At 45.8% G+C, this 21,405-nt stretch carries 18 protein-coding genes and 2 tRNA genes; 6 read left to right on the top strand and 14 right to left on the bottom strand.

The window, feature by feature from the left end; translation table 11 throughout:
* Positions 1 to 13: 13 nt before the first annotated feature.
* Positions 14 to 547 (bottom strand): YbhB/YbcL family Raf kinase inhibitor-like protein, encoded by a 534-nt coding sequence (locus IX95_RS01255; RefSeq protein WP_038156145.1) that lies wholly within the window; start codon positions 545 to 547, stop codon positions 14 to 16.
* A gap of 121 nt (positions 548 to 668) precedes the next feature.
* Entirely contained in the window at positions 669 to 1,349 is a 681-nt protein-coding gene (locus tag IX95_RS01250) for an SDR family oxidoreductase (protein WP_038156143.1), read from the bottom strand.
* A 258-nt stretch (positions 1,350 to 1,607) separates the two neighbouring features.
* Between IX95_RS01250 and IX95_RS01245 the strand changes: the two genes are divergently transcribed.
* Both IX95_RS01245 and IX95_RS01240 read left to right on the top strand, forming a co-directional pair.
* Positions 1,608 to 2,534 carry a histone deacetylase family protein gene (locus tag IX95_RS01245; RefSeq protein ID WP_038156141.1) on the top strand — a complete coding sequence of 309 codons (927 nt, stop codon included), beginning with the start codon at positions 1,608 to 1,610 and terminating at the stop codon, positions 2,532 to 2,534.
* Positions 2,535 to 2,543: 9 nt separating this feature from the next.
* Entirely contained in the window at positions 2,544 to 3,026 is a 483-nt protein-coding gene (locus IX95_RS01240; protein WP_038156139.1) for an NUDIX domain-containing protein, read from the top strand.
* A gap of 178 nt (positions 3,027 to 3,204) precedes the next feature.
* On the opposite strand, the gene IX95_RS01235 is transcribed toward IX95_RS01240, so the two are convergent.
* The 4 genes from IX95_RS01235 to IX95_RS01220 all read right to left on the bottom strand — a co-directional run bounded on the left by IX95_RS01235 (position 3,205) and on the right by IX95_RS01220 (position 8,354).
* Positions 3,205 to 3,295 (bottom strand) — tRNA-Ser (locus IX95_RS01235).
* A 244-nt stretch (positions 3,296 to 3,539) separates the two neighbouring features.
* On the bottom strand, positions 3,540 to 5,666 hold the full coding sequence (locus IX95_RS01230; RefSeq protein ID WP_038156137.1) for a TRAP transporter permease: 2,127 nt from the start codon (positions 5,664 to 5,666) through the stop codon (positions 3,540 to 3,542).
* 31 nt (positions 5,667 to 5,697) lie between these two features.
* Positions 5,698 to 6,708 carry a TAXI family TRAP transporter solute-binding subunit gene (locus IX95_RS01225; RefSeq protein WP_038156136.1) on the bottom strand — a complete coding sequence of 337 codons (1,011 nt, stop codon included), beginning with the start codon at positions 6,706 to 6,708 and terminating at the stop codon, positions 5,698 to 5,700.
* A gap of 290 nt (positions 6,709 to 6,998) precedes the next feature.
* Positions 6,999 to 8,354 (bottom strand): sigma-54-dependent transcriptional regulator, encoded by a 1,356-nt coding sequence (locus IX95_RS01220; protein ID WP_038156134.1) that lies wholly within the window; start codon positions 8,352 to 8,354, stop codon positions 6,999 to 7,001.
* Positions 8,355 to 8,521: 167 nt separating this feature from the next.
* Between IX95_RS01220 and IX95_RS01215 the strand changes: the two genes are divergently transcribed.
* Positions 8,522 to 10,576 carry a PAS domain-containing sensor histidine kinase gene (locus IX95_RS01215; RefSeq protein ID WP_038156132.1) on the top strand — a complete coding sequence of 685 codons (2,055 nt, stop codon included), beginning with the start codon at positions 8,522 to 8,524 and terminating at the stop codon, positions 10,574 to 10,576.
* Between the two features lie 60 nt (positions 10,577 to 10,636).
* On the opposite strand, the gene IX95_RS01210 is transcribed toward IX95_RS01215, so the two are convergent.
* From IX95_RS01210 to nrtS, 4 genes are all read right to left on the bottom strand, one after another.
* Positions 10,637 to 11,386 (bottom strand): putative quinol monooxygenase, encoded by a 750-nt coding sequence (locus IX95_RS01210; protein WP_038156131.1) that lies wholly within the window; start codon positions 11,384 to 11,386, stop codon positions 10,637 to 10,639.
* A gap of 168 nt (positions 11,387 to 11,554) precedes the next feature.
* Positions 11,555 to 12,274 carry an EAL domain-containing protein gene (locus IX95_RS01205; RefSeq protein ID WP_038156129.1) on the bottom strand — a complete coding sequence of 240 codons (720 nt, stop codon included), beginning with the start codon at positions 12,272 to 12,274 and terminating at the stop codon, positions 11,555 to 11,557.
* A gap of 36 nt (positions 12,275 to 12,310) precedes the next feature.
* A complete protein-coding gene (locus IX95_RS01200) occupies positions 12,311 to 13,240 on the bottom strand; it encodes a methyl-accepting chemotaxis protein (protein WP_006962965.1) in 930 nt (309 codons plus the stop codon).
* A 2-nt stretch (positions 13,241 to 13,242) separates the two neighbouring features.
* Positions 13,243 to 13,482 (bottom strand): nitrate/nitrite transporter NrtS, encoded by a 240-nt coding sequence (nrtS, locus tag IX95_RS26605; protein WP_051912413.1) that lies wholly within the window; start codon positions 13,480 to 13,482, stop codon positions 13,243 to 13,245.
* 426 nt (positions 13,483 to 13,908) lie between these two features.
* On the opposite strand from nrtS, the gene IX95_RS01190 reads away from it, so the two are divergent.
* On the top strand, positions 13,909 to 15,822 hold the full coding sequence (locus tag IX95_RS01190) for a methyl-accepting chemotaxis protein (RefSeq protein WP_038156125.1): 1,914 nt from the start codon (positions 13,909 to 13,911) through the stop codon (positions 15,820 to 15,822).
* Positions 15,823 to 15,967: 145 nt separating this feature from the next.
* Here the strand turns inward: IX95_RS01190 and IX95_RS01185 are convergent.
* The 3 genes from IX95_RS01185 to IX95_RS01175 form a co-directional block, all read right to left on the bottom strand.
* Positions 15,968 to 16,044, bottom strand: a tRNA-Pro gene (locus tag IX95_RS01185).
* Between the two features lie 53 nt (positions 16,045 to 16,097).
* Complete coding sequence (locus tag IX95_RS01180) at positions 16,098 to 17,903, bottom strand: DUF3413 domain-containing protein (protein ID WP_038156123.1); 1,806 nt, start codon at positions 17,901 to 17,903, stop codon at positions 16,098 to 16,100.
* A 27-nt stretch (positions 17,904 to 17,930) separates the two neighbouring features.
* Positions 17,931 to 18,155 carry a YejL family protein gene (locus IX95_RS01175; RefSeq protein WP_006962962.1) on the bottom strand — a complete coding sequence of 75 codons (225 nt, stop codon included), beginning with the start codon at positions 18,153 to 18,155 and terminating at the stop codon, positions 17,931 to 17,933.
* A gap of 85 nt (positions 18,156 to 18,240) precedes the next feature.
* On the opposite strand from IX95_RS01175, the gene yejK reads away from it, so the two are divergent.
* Positions 18,241 to 19,242, top strand: coding sequence for a nucleoid-associated protein YejK (yejK, locus tag IX95_RS01170; protein ID WP_038156121.1), 1,002 nt, complete (start codon positions 18,241 to 18,243; stop codon positions 19,240 to 19,242).
* 109 nt (positions 19,243 to 19,351) lie between these two features.
* Positions 19,352 to 20,584, top strand: a complete 1,233-nt coding sequence (locus tag IX95_RS01165; RefSeq protein ID WP_038156119.1) for an Hpt domain-containing protein — start codon at positions 19,352 to 19,354, stop codon at positions 20,582 to 20,584.
* Positions 20,585 to 20,642: 58 nt separating this feature from the next.
* On the opposite strand, the gene IX95_RS01160 is transcribed toward IX95_RS01165, so the two are convergent.
* Positions 20,643 to 21,245 carry a class I SAM-dependent methyltransferase gene (locus tag IX95_RS01160; RefSeq protein WP_038156117.1) on the bottom strand — a complete coding sequence of 201 codons (603 nt, stop codon included), beginning with the start codon at positions 21,243 to 21,245 and terminating at the stop codon, positions 20,643 to 20,645.
* Between the last annotated feature and the right edge of the window lie 160 nt (positions 21,246 to 21,405).

Below are 21,405 nucleotides of genomic sequence, written 5' to 3'. Positions count from 1 at the left end.
ACTTCTCCTTCAATTAACGGGTATAGGTCGCTGTCAGCGTCGTTTTCGCTAATGCGATGCTATTAAGGGTAAAGCCAACCACAGCCGCCGGTGTATCCTCACCCAACTCCAGCTTTGCTTTTGGTAGTGCCCAAACCGTGAACTGATAACGATGCATACCATCATCCACGGGTGGACAAGCGCCACCAAAGCCTTTGGTGCCATAATCAATACGGGTTTCTAAGCCACCCAGCTTGCTGATATCTGCCCCTCTAGGAAGTTGACTCACGCTGGCAGGAATATCGATTGCAATCCAATGCCAAAAGCCACTTTCAGTCGGCGCATCTGGGTCGTAAGCCGTAATGGCGAAACTCTTGGTGCCCTTTGGTGCGTTGTCCCAGCTTAACTGCGGCGACAAATTATCGCCTGAGCATCCCCAGCCAGCAAACTCGAAGGTCTTCTCCATTGGATGGCCTTCCTGAATATCCTGACTGGTTAGATCAAAGGCGAATGTGTTGCCTGACAGCATCAGGCCTGCTGTCATTAGTGCTAATGTGGTTGCTTTCATGTTGAGCTCCTTGTGTCTGATTTAGTGTCAGTCTAACGAGCCCAATCTGTTTTTATGGATCTAAAAGTATCATATTCAATCTAATGTTAGTTAAAAGTGATACTTTTTGTTGATTTTGATATTACCAAGGAAGTGCGGTGCCATCGTAGTTGATAAATTCACCAGAGCGGCTGATATCGGCACTCTCGATCACTTCAACAAGTCCCGCAGCGGATGTTTGCGTATCAATTAACGCATTTGGCCCGCCCATTTCTGTTTGTACCCAACCAGGATGAAGTGCTAAAACGGTGAAGCCCTGGCTGGAAAGGTCGTTACTCAGGCTCTTTACTACCGAGTTAAGCGCGGCTTTAGACGAGCGATAAATGTAACCGCCACCAGACGTATTTTCCGTCATACTGCCCACTTTAGAAGAGAGACAAGCAATCTTTTTAAGCTGACCTCTTTGTAGATTGGGAAAGAGCGCTTCAACGAGTTTTAGTGGCGCGATGGTGTTAGTTTCAAGCACTTTGCGCCACTCGTCGATATCGGTATGACCAAAGCCGTAGCCTTTTGGACCGTAATAGCCAGCATTATTGATCAGCACATCAAGCGCTGGCAGAGCGTTGGCGAACTCACTCAGCCCTTGATAATCGGTCACGTTGAGCAGATGACACGTCAGGTTGTCACCTTCCAGTTCAAGGAGATCCTGCGAGCTCTTCTCTGAGCGATAGGTTGCGTGAACCTGCCAGCCTTGAGCAAGATAGTTTTTGACTAAGCTCAGCCCGATACCACGGTTAGCTCCGGTGATTAGAACAGTTTTCATGGTGAACCCCTGTTAAAGTATTTGGGCTATTTTGCTAAGCGGTCAACGTAAAATCAACCAGCCACCATGCAGAGACCAGCATCAGGGAAAACAAAGATATAGCGCCAACTGAACCGACTATGATTCCTAGCAGTAAAAACAGTTTTGGATGATGCATAAGATTAAACAACTTAAATGATAATTATTACTATTTAAGTTGTTTTGCAACCGTGATGCAACTTGTTACCATACTCAAAACTCAAATATCGACTGATATCAATGATCCCACTGATTTATCATTCCATCTATTCAGAGCTGCCGTTACCTCAAGGTCACCGATACCCGATCCATAAGTATCGTCTGTTATTCAATGAGATCGAGAAAGTGCGCTTTCGTGACGAGCAGTGGCAGGCGTTTTTCCACTACTGTAAACCTCAAGCTTTGACATCAGAGGAAGTGATGAAGACGCACTGTGAACAGTACGTGTCTGAGCTGTTTTCTGGTGGCCTGCCTGCAGCGCGGATGCGACGTATTGGTTTCCCGTGGAGTGAGTGCCTTATTGAACGCACGTTGACGTCGGCAGGTGGAACTTGCCTGACGGCTGAAAAAGCGATTGAACATGGTGTGGCTATCCACCTGAGTGGCGGATACCACCATGCACATTATGATTTTGGCAGTGGGTTCTGTTTACTTAATGATTTGGTATTGGCGGCGAAACGTGCACTAACGCATGAAGGCATCGAAAAAGTGCTGATTGTTGATAGTGACGTCCACCATGGTGATGGGACTGCAACGCTATGTGCAGATCAGGATGATATCGTGACGCTATCCTTTCATTGCGATAAAAACTTTCCTGCACGTAAGCCAGATTCAGATATGGATGTGGCTTTACCACGTGAAACCAGCGATGAAGAGTTTCTTAGCTCGTTTTCCTCAGTTGTCGAAATGGCGATTAATCTGCATCAACCGGATTTGATCCTTTATGATGCGGGCGTAGACATTCATCAAGATGACGAGCTCGGTTACTTCAATGTTTCTACTCAGGCGATTTACCAACGAGACGTTGCCATGTTTGAGCTGGCGAAAACAAACGCACTTCCGATAGGTTGTGTTGTTGGAGGCGGCTACCGCACTGACCACAGCGAATTGGTACCGATCCACATGCAGTTACTTAATGCGGCCTTTCAGGTCTATGGCAATCAATAAAGGTTAACAATGGAACAGAGAATTCGGGCTGCAGGCATACTCATCGACAATGACGCGATGCTGCTTTTGAAAGTCAGAGACTTTACGGGAGAGTATTGGATCCCGCCGGGTGGTGGTATGGAAGAAGGCGACAGAAGCTCAAAAGATTGTGTTGTGAGGGAGTTTAAAGAAGAGGCTGGGCTGGATATTGAAGCAGGGGAGCTGATTTGTGTGCGCGAGTTTCTTGAAACACACAGAAACCGTTATCACTCTGAATTCTTCTACCGTGTCTCCCGCTATCATGGTGAACCTCATATCGAGAACCTTACTGGACTTAATGACGAAGAATACATCCAGTCTGTGGAATGGGTGCCTTTGACTGAACTGAACGACAAGCGTATGTATCCGAAAGAGCTCAAAGATAAAGTACTGGAACTGATTCAGACCGAGAGCTTTTCTACTCATCTTGGCAGTTACGCGCAAGGCGATCAGGAAGATATCAATCAGTTATAGGCTGAGTGAAATTTTGCCGATGAGAGAAGGCGACATGAGAGTAAAAAGTCCGCTCAGATAAGAGTGGGCTTTTTATAGGGAGGTGGGTTGTTCTCAACTAGGTGATTAGACAACTTCCGTTTCCGAACAACAAAAATGAAAAAAGCCGCTAATTGCTTAGCGGCTTTTTTACTGAATGTGGCGGAGAGATAGGGATTTGAACCCTAGATACGCTATTAACGTATGCCGGTTTTCAAGACCGGTGCTTTCAACCACTCAGCCATCTCTCCGTTGTTGAGGCGAATAATATATAGGTTGGTTTTTCTTGTAAACCCCTAATTTTACTGATTGCTTTAATTGTGAGCACTTGAAGAGGAAAACTAGATCAAGTGCGTGTTTTTAGACCAAATATGACGAATAAACAGAGAGTTATTCGGTAGTGACCTGTGAAAAATAGATTCATGGAGAATAGAAAGAGCGCTGTGATAATCACAGCGCTCAGAAGTTTAGCGCTCTGTAGGTAACCTCCGTCCGCTAAGAGGAAACAGGTTGTTGTAACGGCGTAGGCTGATAATGTTTTCGACTGTACCACACGAAACCAATCAATATTGCACAACATGCTAAGCGGACAATCAAAGCGGTTTCAGGCCAGACGAGGGCGCAACCGATAGCGACAAGTAAGATACGCATTACCAGATGGATTTTCCCTTCCAGATAACCTTCCATCGCGCCAACAAATGCATAAGTGCCTAAAATAGCGAACACCCCTGCTTCCAGTACTGACACCGTATCCCAACTGACAATACCACTGTAGGCGATCAGCAGCGGAACTAAATATAAACCCTTGGCTATTTTCCACGCCGTAAAGCCGGTTCGCATCGGTGGAGTATTTGCTATGGTGGCAGCGGCAAAGGCTGTTAAACACACTGGCGGCGTGACATTGCTGTCTTGCGATAACCAGAAAATGATCAGGTGCGCGGACAGCAAAGCCAGACTGACTGTTTCCAGCCCTAAGCTTTGTTCGAGTAATGTCTGCATAAAATCAGCTGGTACTTGAGAGAGCAGTTGCTGAGCCGTTTCCAGTGACATCGGGGCGGCAAGCGTGCTGAGTTGATCCGGTGCGGTGAGCATAAAGATAGACATCGCTTCCTGTGGCAGTTGACCCGACACCATGAGGTCGAGCAGCTGTTTCTCTGCCAGCAATTCGTACAGAGCAGGCGCAGACAGCGTGCCTAGTACGATGTAAGACGCGGTGACAGGCAAGCCCATTCCCAGTATCAAAGAGGCTAGGGCAACAAACAGGATCATCAGCAGCAGTTGTCCGTTCGCCCAGTGATGAATCATGAGTGAGAAGGTGTTGCCAATGCCTGTGGTACTGATGACATTCACCACTAAACCAATCCCGACCAAAAGCACGGCGGTGGTGGTCATGTTTTTTGCGCCTTGTGCCAATGCTTCAAAAATAGCGCGTAGGCCCATTCTGTGCTGTTTCGAAAACCACGACGCGACCACAACCGACAAAATGGATAACCCTGCGGCATAAGTTGGTGTGAACCCTTGCACCAACAGCGTCACTAATACTGCTAATGGAATCAGGTTATGCCAACCGGATAGTAAGACGCTGAGTAATGACTCGCCATCAGTTGATACCTTCTGTACCCCGCTGCGTTTAGCTTCAATCCGCACAAAGAAAGCCACGGAAAGGAAGTATATCAACGCTGGTAATAGAGACACTAAGATTATATCGACATAAGGGATTTGCGTGTAAGAGGCCATAATAAATGCACCAGCGCCCATAACTGGTGGCATGAGTTGTCCTCCAGTTGACGCAGCCGCTTCGACGCCGGCTGCGAAGCGAGGTGGAAAGCCAGCTTTTTGCATCAGAGGAATACTGATGACACCCGTGGAAACGGTATTGGCGACACTTGAGCCAGACACCGAACCCATTAGACCCGAGCCGATGACGGCGATAAAACCGGGTCCACCTATGATTTTTCCAGCCGCAGCTTTTGCTACGGCAAGAATATAGTCACCAACGCCTGAACGGACCAAAAAGGCGCCAAACAGAATGAACATGAAGACAAACGTCCAGCTTATGCGCGAAATAGGGCCGAACATTCCCTCTGATGAGTAGAAGCTTCGATAGAGCAGAGTCTCAAAGCTCAACCCGGGAAAGTGGAATAAACCGGTTGTCCATTTCCCCCATAGCACCACGTAACTGAGGCAGACAAGGATCAGGACCGGAATGAACCAGCCCATGGTGCGGCGTATGAGTTCTATGACGATGGCGATCGCCAGTACGGAAAAGAACCAGTCGCTGGCAATAAAGCTCATGCCTCGCTCGTAGAGTGCATCTTCAGCAAACGGGAGGTAGACGACACAAGCGAGGATGGCGATGACGAGCCCAATATCTGCAATAAGGGCTGATCGACTTCTCTTTAAAGACCCGTGTGCTGGGTACCAGAGCGCACATATGATCGCGAAACCAGCAAAGTGAATGGCGGAAATCCATAACTCAGGCAGTGCGGCTATGGTGTTAAACCAGATATGTAAGAGAGAGAGAACCACGCCGAGTGTTGTAATGACTTCCCCAACCAAGGGAAAGTCAGTACGTGTGGGCAGTTCAAACTTTTGCAGTTCTTGTTGAAGCGAATCCTTCATAACAAACTCCATGCGTGCAGGTCAGAACGGCTTAACGCACAATCAACTCAGGTGGAAGATCGATACCCATTTCTCGGTAATAGCGAGCTGCGCCTGGGTGCAGTGGTACTGGCAGGCCGGAGGTGCCTTTTTCCAACGCCATCGCTTTGGTGGCTTTGTGGATACCTTGAAGGAAGGATAAGTTTTCGTAGATTGCTTTCGTCAGCTGATAAACGTCTTCCTCAGGGATATCGTCGCGCACCGCAAGGAAGTTTGGCTGAGCAATTGTAGTGATGGGTTTGTCTACACCTGGGTAGGTGTTCGCTGGTATCTCATATTTTGTCCAAATGTCATATTCCTGATTTGCCTGTTTGATTTGCTCATCGGTGAAAGAGAGAATTTGAATGTCACTGCCAAGCGCGGCAAACGCCTGAGTAACCGCGCCAACAGGCACGCCCGCTGGTGTGTTCATACCATCAATGGTGCCGTTTTGCAGTGCGCTGGCGCTACCACCATAGCCCATGAAGGCCAATTTGAAATCTTCCGGATTAATAGAGAGGCTGCGCAGTATCTGACGCCCCGAGTTCTCTGTACCTGAGCTTTTCTTACCAATAGAAAATTTTTTGCCTTCTAGTTTTTCAAGGTCACTTACAGTCCCTGTCTGCGCTAAGTTTGAACGTACAATAAAATGTTCCACGTTTTGCCACAGCATGGAAACTGAACGCAATTGAGTCTGACTGCCTGACTTCTGGTAAGGCCCCGCTCCTTGCCATGCCCAAGCGCCATACAGCCCCTGCAAAATCGCAAATTGTGCCTGATTGTCATTAAGAAGCTTAATGTTTTCTCCGGAACCTGCAGAGCTGATGGCGGCCAGTGAGAAATGTTGCTTAGGGGCGAGTTTCACCTTACTTAACGTTGCCAGTGCCACGCCTACCGGATAGTAAGTTCCACCGGTTGAAGCGGTCGCGAGAATATAGCTGCGATCGCTAGCGAGAGTTGGATGAGTAAATGCCAGCGCGCTGAGTGTAAGTGCTGTGGCTGTGAAGATCTGTTTTAACGTCATGATGATGCTCCATATCATTAGATGTTATTAAAATTGGAAAAACACATAGAGCAAGCAGAATGCCAAAGTTTAAGTTAATGTAATAAAAGGGTTTTTTATTAAAGCACACCTCAAATAAGCAATTGGTTGCTTATTTGAGGTGGTTGCCGTAAGCAAAAAATGGCTCATCAAGAAGGGAGTGCAGCGAATGACGTCTCAGCCCCTAAATAGCGTGACTATTGCTAGTCGGTAAATGGCGCCGAGACGTGCAGCATTCAGATAAGCGGATTTTTGCCTATCGGCTGACAAATCTAAGAGGAGATATAGTCGCTTCGGTTTAGTGCGTACTTGACCATTTTTTGGTTGAGTGTTCGTCGAGGTAAATCCAGCTCTTCCATCACATCATTGATGCAGCCTTGGTGGCGCCTCAACGCGTCGTGGAGAATTTTTCTCTCGAAGCTCTGCATCTGAACGGCGAGTGGTAAACCTTGCTTGATACCCGCTGTGGTAGCGTGTGGACGGCAAGATAGAATGTCACCAACGGTCAGTGAGTCATCCAGTGCGAAGCGAATTGCTACATTACGCAGCTCACGAACATTGCCCGGCCAAGGGTAGCTGATCAACGCTTGTTGATCGGCAGGGCTGGCACGTCGCGTGTTGGGGTTGGCTTCCTGAGTAAAGTGTTCAAACAGCAGTAAGGCGTCTTCTTCTCGGTCTTTCAGGGCAGGTAGATGCAGCTGCGCGATGTTCAAACGGTAAAACAGATCAGGGCGAAAATCAGAATGATTGAGCAAGTCACACTTAGCGGCTGAGATGACGCGCAAGTTGACCTGCTTAGCGTGATTACTGCCCACACGTTCGACGGTACTTTCTTGCAGAGCGCGCAGTAGCTTGACCTGCATTGCTAAGGGCAAGCTTTCTATTTCATCAAGGAATAAGGTGCCTTTGTCGGCAAATTCTATCTTGCCGATGCGTCGCTTGGCAGCGCCAGTAAAAGCCCCGGCTTCATGACCAAACAACTCACTTTCAAACAAGTTATCTGGTATTGCGCCGCAATTGAGCGGTACGAATGGATGCGATTGTCGGGCACTAAAGTGATGCAAGCAGTAAGCGACCAGCTCCTTTCCGCACCCAGTGTCGCCATAAATGATGACGTTGGTGTCAATATCGGCGACTTTCTGCACCTGCTCACGCAGCTCGCACATGACTTGACTGCGACCAATCAATATTTGCTCAATACCTTCAAGCCTCTGGAGATAAGCCTGCCGTGATTGCCACTTCTGAGATTCGATATAAGGCAGGATGGCTTGGTTGATGGTTTGCGCTAAGCGTTCAGGCTCAAATGGTTTTTCGATGAAATCGTAGGCACCTTGCTGAAGAGCTTTGACCGCCATATCGACATCACCATGTCCGGTTATGAGGATCACCGGAATGCCCGGAGCTTGCTGCTTCACTTGCTGTAGCAATTCCAAGCCGTTGATTCCCGGCAAACGAACATCACTGATGATCGCCATGAACTTATGCTGAGTAATTTCGGCCAGCGCTGCCTGGCCATTGTCAAAAGTGGTGATATCAAAACCAGCCAGTTGCAGCCATTGAGCGGTCGTCTGGCGAACGATAGGGTCGTCCTCGAGCAGCGCTATAGAGTGTTTAGTTACTTGTGCCATATCTAACGTCGTTGTCTTTTTTCCGTCACGTTAAGGAAATTGTCCTCAGGCGGAAAGGAGCTGGCTCTCACTTTATGCAACTAGTTTGTCCGTTTTAAAACCGAGCAGTGTAATTCGTCAAAACCTAGTATGTGTGGCCTCAATAAGTGATAAAGGATGAAATTGCTATGGTGGCTCAACAACGATATGGCTTGTTTGCCGTTGCCCTTTTGCTGATAGGTTTGATTCAGATTGTAAGTGAGGAAGTGGTTAAACAGTGGAAGCTGGAAAGTAAGCAACGTCACGCAGAAGCTCGTTTTCTCGGTTATATCGAAGAAGTTCGCCGCACATTACGTCGTTTTGACTACTTGCCTTTCTTAGTCACTAAAGATGAAGAGAGTGTGCGTTTTTTAAGCGGTGAGCAACAGCTTTATCGAAAGATTCAGCAGCAACTGATACAACTGGACAAGGCGGCTAACACCAAAGGTTGGTATGTACTTACCGACAAAGGCACGCTTAAAATTTCCAGTGTGCAATCTAGTCAGCTCGCTGGTGACAGCGCCAAGGAAATCGCGGCCAAAATTCAGCAACATCGTGGCGTGATTTCTCATGTGTCCACCCGCCCAAACAGCTCGGATTATTTTATTGCCGCCCCTCTGTACGATGGCGTGACTATCATTGGTATTGTCGCGGTTCAGATAGATCTGACTCTTCTAATCGATCAATGGTTTTCTCAGGGAGAGGCGATTTTGGCGCACCATCCTGACAGCCAGTTTTTTCTCTCCAGTAACCCTTTCTTTTCATCCACCTGGTTTAATCAGCACTTCGATAGTGGGGAAATGATGGAGTACCGAACCCTGTATGATGGAACGCGCATTGAAACCTGGCAACTAAAGGAAAAAAGATATTTAGTTCAGTCGGTTACTTTAGATGATCTCAACTGGAGGCTGGTATACCTCACTCCCTTGCAGTCGATGTTACGCACTACACGCTGGATTAGCGTGAGTGCTGTGGTTGGGTGTTTAATCATCATGTTACTGATGGTGATCAGATATCAACGACATCAAAAACAGCGTAGCCAACAACGTATACAAAAGCTGGTGGAAGCCTCTGAGAAAAGGCTGAATGTGATGCTCAGTAAAACCCATGTCGGGTTGATATTGATTGATGATAGTGGCCATATCCAAGACATTAACCCGATGGCGAAGAAGTATTTTAGTCTGTCAGATTCCATGACTCGTCATATTAAGGTATGGCAGTTGTTTGACAGCAGCCGTTCGGATTCACCCACGTTAGAACTACTGAGAAACTTCGATAAGCACACCTATCTGGCTGAAATGACGGAAGTAGAAATTTTAGGCCAGCGCAGCGACGGTAGCTGCTTTCCCGTGATGCTCTCACTCAGTGCCTTACCTTGGCATGAAAGAGGCTATTACCTATGTACTGTGATTGATATTAGTAAGCGAAAACGCGCTGAAATGGCTTTGAAACAGTCAAACCAGATGTTGAAGGTGCGAGTTGAAGAGCGGACGAAAGCACTCGACAATGCTCAGCAAGAGTTGATTGAGTCGAGCAAAATGGTCGCGCTTGGAAGAATGTCCAGTGCCATTGTGCATGAACTTAATCAACCACTGACAGGGCTCAGAACGCTATTTTCGAGTAACCAATTGTTGCTTGAAAGAGGTGACACAGAGTTACTGAAAGACAATATGTCATTGGCAATGACGTTATTTGAACGTATGGCGTCGATGACGCGTCAGCTTAAGTCGTTTGCGTTTCAGCGACTCGATTCTCCACAGCCTGTGTCACTCAAGGAAGCGTTGGATGAAGTACTGCAAGTTCATCAAGCGCGCTTGGACAAGGTGGATTTCGAGCTTCGTACTGAGAGCGCAAAGCTGATTGTGCTTGGCGAAGAGGCTAGGTTGCGCCACGTACTCGGAAACTTGGTTGGCAATGCTTTGGATGCAATGGTGAATACTGACTTTCCTCGACTAGACATTGAGGTGAGATGCTCATCGAATGAAGTAGAAATCAGAATCATCGATAACGGCTGTGGTGTGGAACAAGATAACCTAGAGCGCATGTTTGAGCCTTTCTACACCAGCAAAAAAATCGGTGAGGGACTGGGGCTTGGATTAGCGATTGCAGCGAACAATGTCCGTGACATGCAGGGAAGGTTGACTGGGATAAACAATGCCACAAGCGGGATGACGTTTACGCTGGTTTTACGAAAAGCTTGCTGACTGGAGAGTGATACCAAGCCTGCTCAGTCAGCAGGCTTGTTGAAGGCATATTCTCACTGATCAGTGCTGGAGCAACTCAATGACTTGGTAAGTTTGGATACCAGCGAGTACGCCTTGCTCCCAACCACCTTCAACCAGAGTTGAGGCATGTTGTTTCATTGCAGCAGCAACGCCGCCATTAAAGTGCGCATCAACTCCGGCTTGATCAGCGAAGAAATCTACAATGCCGAAGCGATCATCGCCAAAATGAATGGCAAACCAATGGACTGTGCCGGGCTCTTGCGTTGTTACGATGTGAGCGCCTTGCTTGAGTAATTCCGCGAGCTTTTGTTCTTGACCTGGCTTTGCCTTCAAGGGGATAAAAGTGGCAATCTTGATACTTTCCTGCGTATTTTTGCCGACTTTTGAAGCAATAATGTCAGCATTGTGGATGTTAGGTAGCACGCCGTCGTTCCATCCACCTTTAACTAGTGTTGCAGCACTTTCACTCAGTGCTTTCGGGATTTTCCCAGCAAAATGCGCATCCTGAGCAGCTTGAGAGCCAAAAGCGTCGAAGATCACAAAGGTGTTTTTATCTTCGGTTTGAAGTGCAGACCAGAACAGTGTGTCAGGTTCGTTGTCCTGAACGAGCTGTGCACCAACCGAAAGGAAGTCAGCAAGGGCGGTGTTTTGTCCCTGTTGAGCGGTAATCTCAATAACGCTTGCTCTTGTATGAGTGTGTTCCGTGGTTGCAGCGTTTGCCCCCATAGTAACTGCAAGAAGCGAAATGGCAGAATAAGCACGAGTGATTGTGTTGAGTGGTTTTAACATCTGGTATACCTCTTCAAGTTAGGTGGATTTGTTCGACTTGAAGCAAAGTATACTTGTCAGTATTTTTGGATAAATACAGCAGAAACTGATTTATAGTCTCAATAAACAGAACAATAAGAACAAAAAACCCAACGATACATCTTTAGTTGATAGTTGGAGTTTGGTTCTTCAGATGAGTGGCCGTGGCTTATCAAAAAGATAGCCTTGTGCGAAGTCGATATTCAGTTGCTGCGCCATATCGAGTTGGGCTGGCTCTTCAATCCCTTCAGCCAAAACCGCGCCGCCGTAGTCATGAACCGCTGTGACGACGGTTTTAATTTCATCGACCAGAGTAGAATCAAACGTAAGCCTGCTGACGATTTTTATGCACAGTTTAACCACCTCTGGTTTAACTTCATCGATCAGCGCCAAATCAAAGAATCCACAGCCAACGTCATCAAGCCAAAACTGGTAGCCCCGTTTCCTCAATTGAGCCATTCGTTGTTTTATTGGCTGCCAGTCCCGTATCGGTAAGTGTTCGGTAAGCTCGATCTTAATTTTTTCGGCGAGCGGATAGCGGCTAAGTATCTGGAATACGGTCTCATCTAACAATAGGTTAGGAGTGAGGTTAACGGTGTAACACCCTATGGGAGCGTGGGCGACAATGTTTTCAAGATGAACGTCGAGGATGACAATTTCCAATTGCCTGCTGAGTTGCTGTGATTGAGCTGCAGAAAACAATTGATCGGGGCGATGCCACAAGGAATCTGAAGGACCACGAACCAAAACTTCATGTCCATAGGTAGTTTGGCTCTTAAGATCTCTAATAGATTGAACATATGATGATAGTGAACGCTCACTTAAGATCTCATTCAGTGAGATAGAAACACTCATTTCAATTTTATCCATGTGGCTTCCTCCTTATTTGCTCACACGCTAACGGTGTTAAGCGCTTTCCTTTCGACCTGCGTGACCACCTAGCTCCAGATAAGATAAAGAGTTGACGATTTGTTCCGCGAGTTCATGGTTATTACCTGAAAGGCTGATTGACAGCTTGGTGTCTTCAACTAAGGCTTCCATGTTTTGCTTAACCGTATTTGAGTCTGACAGCTGCGCTTCAATGGCATCCATGATGGTTTTGGAGGAGGTTTTACTTTCAATCGACATGTCCATCAGGTTCTGCATTTTTAGCATGGTGTCTTTAGTGACTTCTGAACTGAGAATAATGACGTCCTCGACTTCTTTTTGCTTATTGAAAATGCTGTCTGATATTTTTGAAATCGACGCCATTTCAGTATCGATACTCTCTGCTGACTGGTTCGCTGTGTTCGCTAACTGACGGACTTCGTCTGCGACCACCGCAAAACCGCGACCGTGCTCTCCAGCTCGAGCCGCTTCAATCGCGGCATTAAGCGCTAACAAGTTTGTCTGTGCCGCAATGCCTTTGATGGAATCCACCAATTGGGTGACGTTCTTGTTTATCTCATCTAATGATTCAAGAAGGTCACTGAACTGACAGATCTTTTCCTTAGAAACCAGCACCTGTTCTTCCAAAAGCTCCAGCTTATCGATGGTATTGGCTGCAGTTTCAGCCGTTTTGCTGGAATATTGGTGACTCTCACAAGACAGTTTATTAATGCTTTCCGATTGCTCGATAAAGTGATTGACCAGTTCGTAGCTTTGCTCGATAGATTCAGCGCGACTTCGGGACGCTTTATGGACATTGGCCGCATTGACGTGAATTTTCTTTGCATAGTTGGTGGGATCATTCTGTTTGAATAGCGAGTACTTATCAGAGATTTGCTCTAATTCTTCGAGGTGACTGGTTTTGACCTCAACAATATCTGGAGACTGTTTTTTAAAGGAAAATTTCATGATTAGGCGGCCTTGTTTCGTGATTGTAGAGTTGCAGAAACGCTTGCTTGGGTAGATACACAAAAAGGTACGCAGTAAGTCATTAATATCTTGATAACCAGTGTTGCGTCGATGTTGTTGTAGAGCAATTTGTCGCCGTGATTAATGAACATAAGAATAGTGCCAACTATAAGAGAAACCTTTAGCGAGCGTTTTAGTATCGCGGGTTCGCCTGCGGTTTTAAAAAACTGAGCTAGATACATCTGCAACCTCTGTTTGGATTAATTATTGTTCTGGTGAATCATATACCCTGTTGAACGATCGTTCAAATTGATAGTAGTGATCAACGGCAACTTACGCAAAGCTAATTGCTGCATATTCAATAGCTAAAGGTTCTATGTATCGTTGAGATCGTTTGTCGAACAGGCTGTTTGATATTGGTGACTAAAAGCGCTGAAACCTTATTTAGTTGGCTTCAGTTGTCATGAAACATCGAGGAACGATAAACGGTATTTTTTCGGGCTCGAATACGATTAATCTTCTATTAACTATCAATACTTACAATGACTTAGAAAGATGTTGTTAACTTTATTAATAGTGTGATCAGCGTAAAAATTTAGATGAAAACAAGGAGCATTATGCAATTGCGATGATACATTCGTCTCACTTATGAAACAGTGGTAAAGGATATGAGTGTTTTAAACAGTTTTAAGGGCAGGATCGTTGCTGTTGTCATTCTCTTACTGACAGCATCACTTACGGTTTCTAGCTTCCTTTCTTACAGACAAATTTCTTCGTCGATTCACGAGCGGGTTAATGAATACTCGATGCTAAAAATCAGTACAACCAGCGATACGATCTTAACTTGGATTGACTCAATTAAGTCTGGGCTGGTGGCGAACGCGCCTGATTTTGTTCCAGACTACAACGATGACCAAATCTTATTGATGATCAGACAGATCGCAAACACCTCTCCTGCATCGGATATTCTGGTTGGTTACGAAGATGGCCGCTCTTATGGCAATAACAGCGGTAAGCGGGACTTAGCCAAATATGACCCACGTAAACGCGACTGGTACCAACTTGCCAAGCAAAAGCGTGGCACAATTGTCACGGAAATCTACAGTGATGCTTTGACCAAAAGTTTGATGGTAAGTGTTGCTGAACCTTTTTACGAGCAAAGCCAGCTAAAAGGGGTCTTGCTAGCCGATATCGAATTGACTTTATTGGATGAACTGGTCAGAAAAGCGCCTTTCCCGGGTGCGATGATGGGTCTATATGACCACAACAGTCTGACAATTGCCTCAAACGGAGAAGTGGATGTACCCGGTGAAACGAAATTGTATGACTTTGCTGAATTAAATCCTTTGACCGACGCTTTGCTGTCTCAGCCGACAGGGATGAAGGATTATAGTTTAGGAGGCATTGAGAAGGTCGCTTTCTTCCAGACCATTCAATTGGATGAGAACAACAGCTGGCATTTGTTGGTCGGGGTGAATAAATCCATTGCTTATGCCGAAGTTGACGAAGCACTGAAAAATTCACTCTATACAGCACTGGTGTTACTCGTTGTCGCTTTTATCATCTTGTTCGTCATTCTCAATTATGCCTATCGTCCAATTCTAGCGTTAAAGAGTACTGTCCTCGATCTGTCTCAGGGCAATGGCGACTTAACACGTCGTCTTGAAGTCAAAACTGACGATGACTTAGGCCAGATAGCTCAGGCAGTAAATACCTTCATTGGTAACCTGCAATCAATGATGCTGGAAGTGTCGAAATCGTCCAATCAAATTTCAGAAAACATTGAGCTATTAAAATCGCAGACCGACAGTAATGCTCAAGTGCTGACATCTCATGCAATGGAAACCACCCAAGTGGTAACGGCGATGAATGAAATGAGTTCAACCGCCGAAAGCGTAGCACAAAGTGCATCTCAAACCGCGGAGTTTACTCGTGTAACCAATGATGAAGCCGAGCAGTCGAAACTGGTCGTTGCCAGTGCCGTTCGCAGTGTTGCTGACCTGATCGAAGAAGTTGAATCGATGGCGAAAAGTATTCAGGCTATGAACGAAGACTCGCAGAAGATAGGCTCTGTGTTGATGGTGATCGGTGAGATTGCTGATCAAACCAATCTGTTGGCGCTGAACGCGGCGATTGAGGCGGCGCGAGCAGGTGAGCAAGGGCGTGGATTCGCAGTGGTTGCGGACGAGGTTCGCGCTTTAGCTGCCCGTACTCAGCAAAGTACCTCTGAAATCAACAATATGCTGGATAACCTTAACGAGGGTACCAGAACGGTTGTTAAAGCGATGGATGACACTAAGCAACGTTGTCAGGAAACAGCTGAGACGACGGAGAATGTGAATGAGAGCCTGGATCGTATGGTTAATTCTATCGTGCGTATAAATGATCTTGGACTTGAAATCGCGACAGCAGCAAGTCAGCAAAATGCGGTGACAGAAGAAGTCAGCCGCAATATGACGACCATTCAAAGCATGGTCGATGAGCTCACCAGTAATGGTTCACAAACGATGGAGAGCACATCAGGTTTGTCCAAAAACAACCAGCAGCTTTCACAAATAGTCGCTCAGTTCAAACTGAACTAATACTGTTGAAGTTCAGTTCGATGATTCTAAAGCCGCCGTTGAGGCGGTTTTTTATTGTTAGCCATGGTGAGTTGGTCTTTCGAGCGAGAGGTGCAAACAGCCAAAAACAAAAAAGAGAGCCGAAGCTCTCTTTTTCTAGGTGTAATGGTCGGACTGACTGGATTTGAACCAGCGACCCCCGACACCCCATGACGGTGCGCTACCAAGCTGCGCTACAGTCCGATGCAAATAATCTACCCATAATTTACGGCGAGGTCAATTACTAAGGCTATGATTTAGTTACTTTTTACGTAAAAACGCTGTAGCTCTGTCAGACCTTGCATTAAAACTGGCAATGTTGGGTTTTCGTCTTTCAGGCGTTGGTAATTACTGTCATACAATTTGTAGTTACCAAACTTATCGATCACCGTTGTGTCTTTGTTTGTGATTAATGCCAACTCTCTTGTGTCGCCTGCAAGAATCCATTTTCTAGAGCGTTCATCAAACAGGTTTTGACCGCTGCTGAAATCTGATGGGTTAGAAGATACACCCAGTAGATCCTGCAGAAGAGTCACAGATAAATCAAGGTGGCTAGTGCGGTGATCGTATTTTCCGGCGACTTTGCCTGGCCAGTGAATAATCATTGGCACTTCAAGTTGATAACGGCTGTAGTTACTGTTTGAACCCCAGCTATTGGTCTTAGTTTCGTTAAACTCAGTACCATGATTTGATGTGATGACAATAACTGTTGAGTCACCAATATCCAGTTCTTTTATCTTCTCGAACAGCACGCCCAGTTCTTCATCGGCGTTGTTCACAGACGTGTGATAGCCCTGTTTCAAGGTCTCTAACGTAGACGTGTTGTTGCCTGTTTCGTTATAGGCGCTAAAGTTATCGACCGTTGTGAGTTCAATAAAGCTAAACCAAGGTTGCTGCTTCTGCTGAGACACCCATGTTGCCCAAGCATTAATGGCTTGAGTATCAGGTGATGTGCTGTCATTAAAGGCAATGCCAGTAAAGTTCAGACCACGGAAGACGGTTTCACCATAAAGCGTATCATCGAAGTTATCGCCACTGAACAAGCCGAAGCTGTACTCTTTATCGAGCAGTGTATCAAGCAAGATTGGGCGAGAACCTTGAGTTTTGATGCTGCTGACATAGCTACTTGGCAGGCCATAGAACAAACCAAACACGCCGAAAGTATCGTTGCTGGAGCTATAGTGATTCGCAAAGTTGAGGTTGTTCGAGGCAAACTCAGCGGCATTTGGCATCAACTGCGGCGTCAGGACATCACCACGTAGGTTATTAACACTGACAACCAGTACATTGAGCGGGTTCGCTCGACGGTTGAATTCAAGCTTTTCAAGAGGATAGCGAACCAAATCTGTGTTCGCTTCACTCTCTTTGAGACGTTGAAGGTATTCTTCTCTATCCAATAAACCATGACGCTCCATAAAGGACTTCGCCGTCATTGGGTACGAAAGGGGGAAGTTGGCTTTTTGCGCCGTAATTGGGTTGTAGAAATAAGCATCAGCCCAGACGTAAATCAAATGGCTGGTAATAAAGCTGACAAAGAATAATGCGGCGATTGGACGACCGACATGTTTGTGAGACAGACGACGTTGCTTACGCCACACCCACTCTGATAGCGCCAGTTGTAATAGGAATATCAGTGGAAGTACAACAAACAAGTGCTGTAGATCTATGCTGATCGAACTGCCTTCCTCACTAAACAACACTTCCCAGACGACAGGCGTGAGGTGGAGGTTAATTTTTTGATAGGCTTGAGTGTCAATCAGAAGCACCGTCAATCCGACGGTGGCAAAGCAGACCGCCACTAAGCGAAATAGCTTGCGTGACGGTATCAAGAAGGTTAGCGGAAACAGAACCAGTAGATAGAGTGCAAAAACGAGAAAACCGAAATGCCCCACCCAAGATACGGCCAGATAGAATTGTCCTAAAAGGGTTTCGGGCCAGGGAGACTGAGTGATGTAACGGGTACCAATTAACATGGCCGCTATGATGTTGAAAAAGGCAAACCAATGCCCCCAACCCACTAAACGCGATACGCGCTCGCCGTATGTATTTCCGTTATCTACCATGTACTGTTCTATTGTCCGTTTATTTTTCTAGTGAGTGTTTTCTTCAATAGAAGACAACAGCGCCTGAGCAAATTTTTCAGCAAGTGCTTTACGTTGTGAAGCATTAACGTTTTGATTTAAGACATTGGTAGCGATATTTCCCGCAATCATCAAAGATAATTCCGGACCCGCACCGTGTTTGTCTAACACTGCAGCCACTTCTGATAGAATAGCTTCAACTTTGTCGTCGCTGTATTTAGATGTAATCGGCATAAAGACTCTAATGGTGATAGTAAAGCGGCTTATGATAACCTACAATGCGTCGCAACTGAAACCTACACGACGATAAAAATTCATCATGAGTCTTCATCTTTCAAACGTTATCTTACACCAGCTACGAAAAAACGATTCAGACGAACTTGTTGTTAACTTCCGAGCTGACTCTCTGGCTAATGACGCATCGACTGAAAACCTAGTGGCTGAGCTTCATCGTGTCTTTAATTCAAAAGCTGGCAAAGGGTTCGGCTCATTCAAATCTGACAGCGAATTCCAGAACTGGTTGCATGAACTTCGTAAAGGTGAGAGAAGCTTCTATGATTTCTCACAAGAAAGTGCAAACCGTCTGAAAGATGAGTTAAGTAAGTACCCGTTTGCTGATGAGGGTATTCTGGTCATTGCTGAATATCAGTCTCTGGCGACAGATTACCTTTTTGTTGCCATCATTCCTTCAAATGAAAGCCTAAAAGTGACAGAAGGTCTCGAAATTAGTGCGACTGATTATCTAGATCTGAGCAAAATGGATATCGCAGCGCGTATTGACCTGACCAGTTATGAGACTGACAAAGAGTCAAACCGCTACCTTGCCTATATTAAAGGTCGAGTTGGGCGTAAAGTCGCAGACTTTTTCCTTGATTTCTTGCAGGCGGAAGTAGGACTCGATATTAAGCAACAAAACCAAGTTCTCATGCAGGCGGTTGAAGATTTTTGTACAGACTCTAAGTTAGAGAAAGATGAAGCCATCAGTTACAAAAAGCAGGTAGCGGACTACTGTAACGAACAAATTAAAAGTGGTGACGAAGTTCAGGTTCGTGAGCTGTCGGGTGAGTTACCTCCTTCTCAGGATGGTACCAGCTTCCTTGATTACACGCAGGAACAAGGTTATGAACTTGAAGAAAGCTTCCCAGGCGACAGAACGGCAGTACGTAAACTGACTAAATATGTTGGCGCAGGCGGTGGCCTAACGATTAACTTTGACAGCTTGCTGCTTGGCGAGCGTATTTTTTATGATCCAGAAACCGATACACTGACGATCAAAGGTACGCCACCAAACCTGCGTGATCAGCTGACACGCAACCGCTAATTCCTCACTAAATCAGGACTAAGTCGAAGAAATATGCACTTAGTCCTACCTTTCTCAAACTTTGCGTATATGCTTGTAATTATGGAATTTATTCAAATACGAGCATAACATGGAACGCAAAGCGCTCAAGCTGAGTTGGCTGATTATTGTTGTCTGGGTGATAGGGACAACAGTGCTGTCTCTAAGCTATCGCTCAAACGTAATGACAATGAGCCAAGTCGGAGAATTGAGTAATAGCATAGATGAACTTAAGTATTCCTTGTTTCAAGAGCCTGCCTACAGAGCGGAATTGACCGATGGCCAGTCTCTCAACTTACAGCTTATCTACGCTCTTCGCCTCCAAATTGAAGCGACTTATGAGCAGAGCTGGCTGACACCAGACATTAACCAACTGCTTTATACCACCGATCGATTTATAGAGCAGACCAAAGTCTTCCTTGATAATGAACTTGCTTTAATTTCGTTGGTGGACCAAGTTCGGTTTATTCGCGCAAAATACCAAGACAACAATGAGCTGATGTCACACTCTTACCATTTGAGTGCGAATGTTTTAGAGGCTTTGTTCAGCTCCAACAGATCCAATCCTCAGGTTTTCCGCGAGCTTGATCAGCTTTACGTAGCATCTGAATCTCTTCCAGCGCTGCAAAAGCAAGATCTTCAACAATTGCTGTCACAAACTTCAGCTGTATTGGGTAGCTATGCGCAAGGGAGTTATGTCATCGAGAAAATGATGACACATTCCATTCACACCCAGATCAATGTGGTCGAATCGCAATATCAGTCACAGCAGCGTAATCTCGTCATTGGCGGTGTCATTTTTAGCGGAATTTGTTTGCTAGCGATGATGCTCATTACTTATCGATTTACAGGAGTCCAACGTATGGTTGAGCGTTCAGAAAAAGTTGCAGATAACTCTCAGAAAGAGGTTCAATCTATAGTTGAGACAGCTAAAGAATCAGCACCCATGGTTACTGCAGCCGCTGCGTTGGACGATGGTCCAGAGATTGATTTAGACGGCATGCTTGATTCATTGGGAAATGACTACGAATCGGTGTGTATGTTGCTACAGGTATTTGTCGATGACCATACTGGAGACGCTGAACGAATCACTCAGTTGCTCAATGACTCTCCTGAAGAAGCGTTGCGTAAAGCCCATAGTCTAAAGGGGGTTGGTGGTAATTTAGGCGCACTAAAACTTCGTGAATCAGCAGGCAAGGTTGAGCAGGCAATTAAAGATGACATTGGTTCTGTGTCAGGTTTGCTGGATGAGCTCAAAGCTCGTTTGGATAAGGCGATTCTTGAAGCACAAACGTTTCTTAAAGAACAAGATGTTAATGGTTGATTCAACTAATTAGTTGAAATCGCGATATAAATACAGCAGAGAGCAAAGGCTCTCTGTTTTATTTTCTAAGTACCAAAGTAAAGTCAGAATCAGAGTAATCGTCAATTAAAGTGACATTAGGTGTTACTGTTTGGCAAAACTGCAATACCTCAAGCTTGTTATAGGCTTGCAATACCTGTTGGTCAGGAAATGCCTCAATGTTAAGAAGATTAAAGATAGTTGCCTCTTTGCATGCAGAGAACATACGCATGATCATTTCGTTCAGATAGTCTGGGTTTTTCGTTCGGTAATTCAGCGATCCACTGGCGACGATGATATCCATCTCCGGTAAGGTTGCTCGGCTGATGTCGGCGAATCTAAATCGGCATTGTGAGGAGCCTATCCGCTTTCTAGCTTGGTGAAGGAAAGACCAATGTTGGTCGAAACCGAGATAAAACCCAGGGCGTTGGTTCTCTGAAAGGTAGTCATACAACTCTCCCAGCCCACAGCCGAGATCCAACACACGTTTGCCTTTGAACTTCATGTTTCGGGCGAAAGTCTCGAAGCGCACTTGTTGTTCTTCATGGCTGGACCAGCCTTGTACCTTATGATTTTTCCCATTCCAACGCCGAATTCTTTCTTTATGGAATAGGTAGATTTTCAAGCGATCGGCAAGATGCATAATGCTCAGAAAATAAAGGATGATAGATTCAGGTTACCCGTTTTCACTGTTGGTGCAAGCGAGTATGTTCTCCGCCTTCATTCAATCGAATTAAATTTAAAAAAGTACTTTACCTAAAGTTAACTTGAGGAATTAGAGTTAAATCAGTGAAGACAAGATT

It is taken from the genome of Vibrio sp. B183 (assembly GCF_000740665.1).
Classification (GTDB): domain Bacteria; phylum Pseudomonadota; class Gammaproteobacteria; order Enterobacterales; family Vibrionaceae; genus Vibrio; species Vibrio coralliilyticus.
Note: the sequence above shows the minus strand (reverse complement) of the source record. Positions and strands in the feature narration are given on the sequence as shown.

What these genes read in the sequence shown, in the direction of transcription:
- IX95_RS01255 (WP_038156145.1), bottom strand. Translation starts at nt 547, where the DNA reads ATGAAAGCAACCACATTAGCACTAATGACAGCAGGCCTGATGCTGTCA.
- IX95_RS01250 (WP_038156143.1), bottom strand. Translation starts at nt 1,349, where the DNA reads ATGAAAACTGTTCTAATCACCGGAGCTAACCGTGGTATCGGGCTGAGC.
- IX95_RS01245 (WP_038156141.1), top strand. Translation starts at nt 1,608, where the DNA reads ATGATCCCACTGATTTATCATTCCATCTATTCAGAGCTGCCGTTACCT.
- IX95_RS01240 (WP_038156139.1), top strand. Translation starts at nt 2,544, where the DNA reads ATGGAACAGAGAATTCGGGCTGCAGGCATACTCATCGACAATGACGCG.
- IX95_RS01230 (WP_038156137.1), bottom strand. Translation starts at nt 5,666, where the DNA reads ATGAAGGATTCGCTTCAACAAGAACTGCAAAAGTTTGAACTGCCCACA.
- IX95_RS01225 (WP_038156136.1), bottom strand. Translation starts at nt 6,708, where the DNA reads ATGACGTTAAAACAGATCTTCACAGCCACAGCACTTACACTCAGCGCG.
- IX95_RS01220 (WP_038156134.1), bottom strand. Translation starts at nt 8,354, where the DNA reads ATGGCACAAGTAACTAAACACTCTATAGCGCTGCTCGAGGACGACCCT.
- IX95_RS01215 (WP_038156132.1), top strand. Translation starts at nt 8,522, where the DNA reads ATGGTGGCTCAACAACGATATGGCTTGTTTGCCGTTGCCCTTTTGCTG.
- IX95_RS01210 (WP_038156131.1), bottom strand. Translation starts at nt 11,386, where the DNA reads ATGTTAAAACCACTCAACACAATCACTCGTGCTTATTCTGCCATTTCG.
- IX95_RS01205 (WP_038156129.1), bottom strand. Translation starts at nt 12,274, where the DNA reads ATGGATAAAATTGAAATGAGTGTTTCTATCTCACTGAATGAGATCTTA.
- IX95_RS01200 (WP_006962965.1), bottom strand. Translation starts at nt 13,240, where the DNA reads ATGAAATTTTCCTTTAAAAAACAGTCTCCAGATATTGTTGAGGTCAAA.
- nrtS (WP_051912413.1), bottom strand. Translation starts at nt 13,482, where the DNA reads ATGTATCTAGCTCAGTTTTTTAAAACCGCAGGCGAACCCGCGATACTA.
- IX95_RS01190 (WP_038156125.1), top strand. Translation starts at nt 13,909, where the DNA reads ATGAGTGTTTTAAACAGTTTTAAGGGCAGGATCGTTGCTGTTGTCATT.
- IX95_RS01180 (WP_038156123.1), bottom strand. Translation starts at nt 17,903, where the DNA reads ATGGTAGATAACGGAAATACATACGGCGAGCGCGTATCGCGTTTAGTG.
- IX95_RS01175 (WP_006962962.1), bottom strand. Translation starts at nt 18,155, where the DNA reads ATGCCGATTACATCTAAATACAGCGACGACAAAGTTGAAGCTATTCTA.
- yejK (WP_038156121.1), top strand. Translation starts at nt 18,241, where the DNA reads ATGAGTCTTCATCTTTCAAACGTTATCTTACACCAGCTACGAAAAAAC.
- IX95_RS01165 (WP_038156119.1), top strand. Translation starts at nt 19,352, where the DNA reads ATGGAACGCAAAGCGCTCAAGCTGAGTTGGCTGATTATTGTTGTCTGG.
- IX95_RS01160 (WP_038156117.1), bottom strand. Translation starts at nt 21,245, where the DNA reads ATGCATCTTGCCGATCGCTTGAAAATCTACCTATTCCATAAAGAAAGA.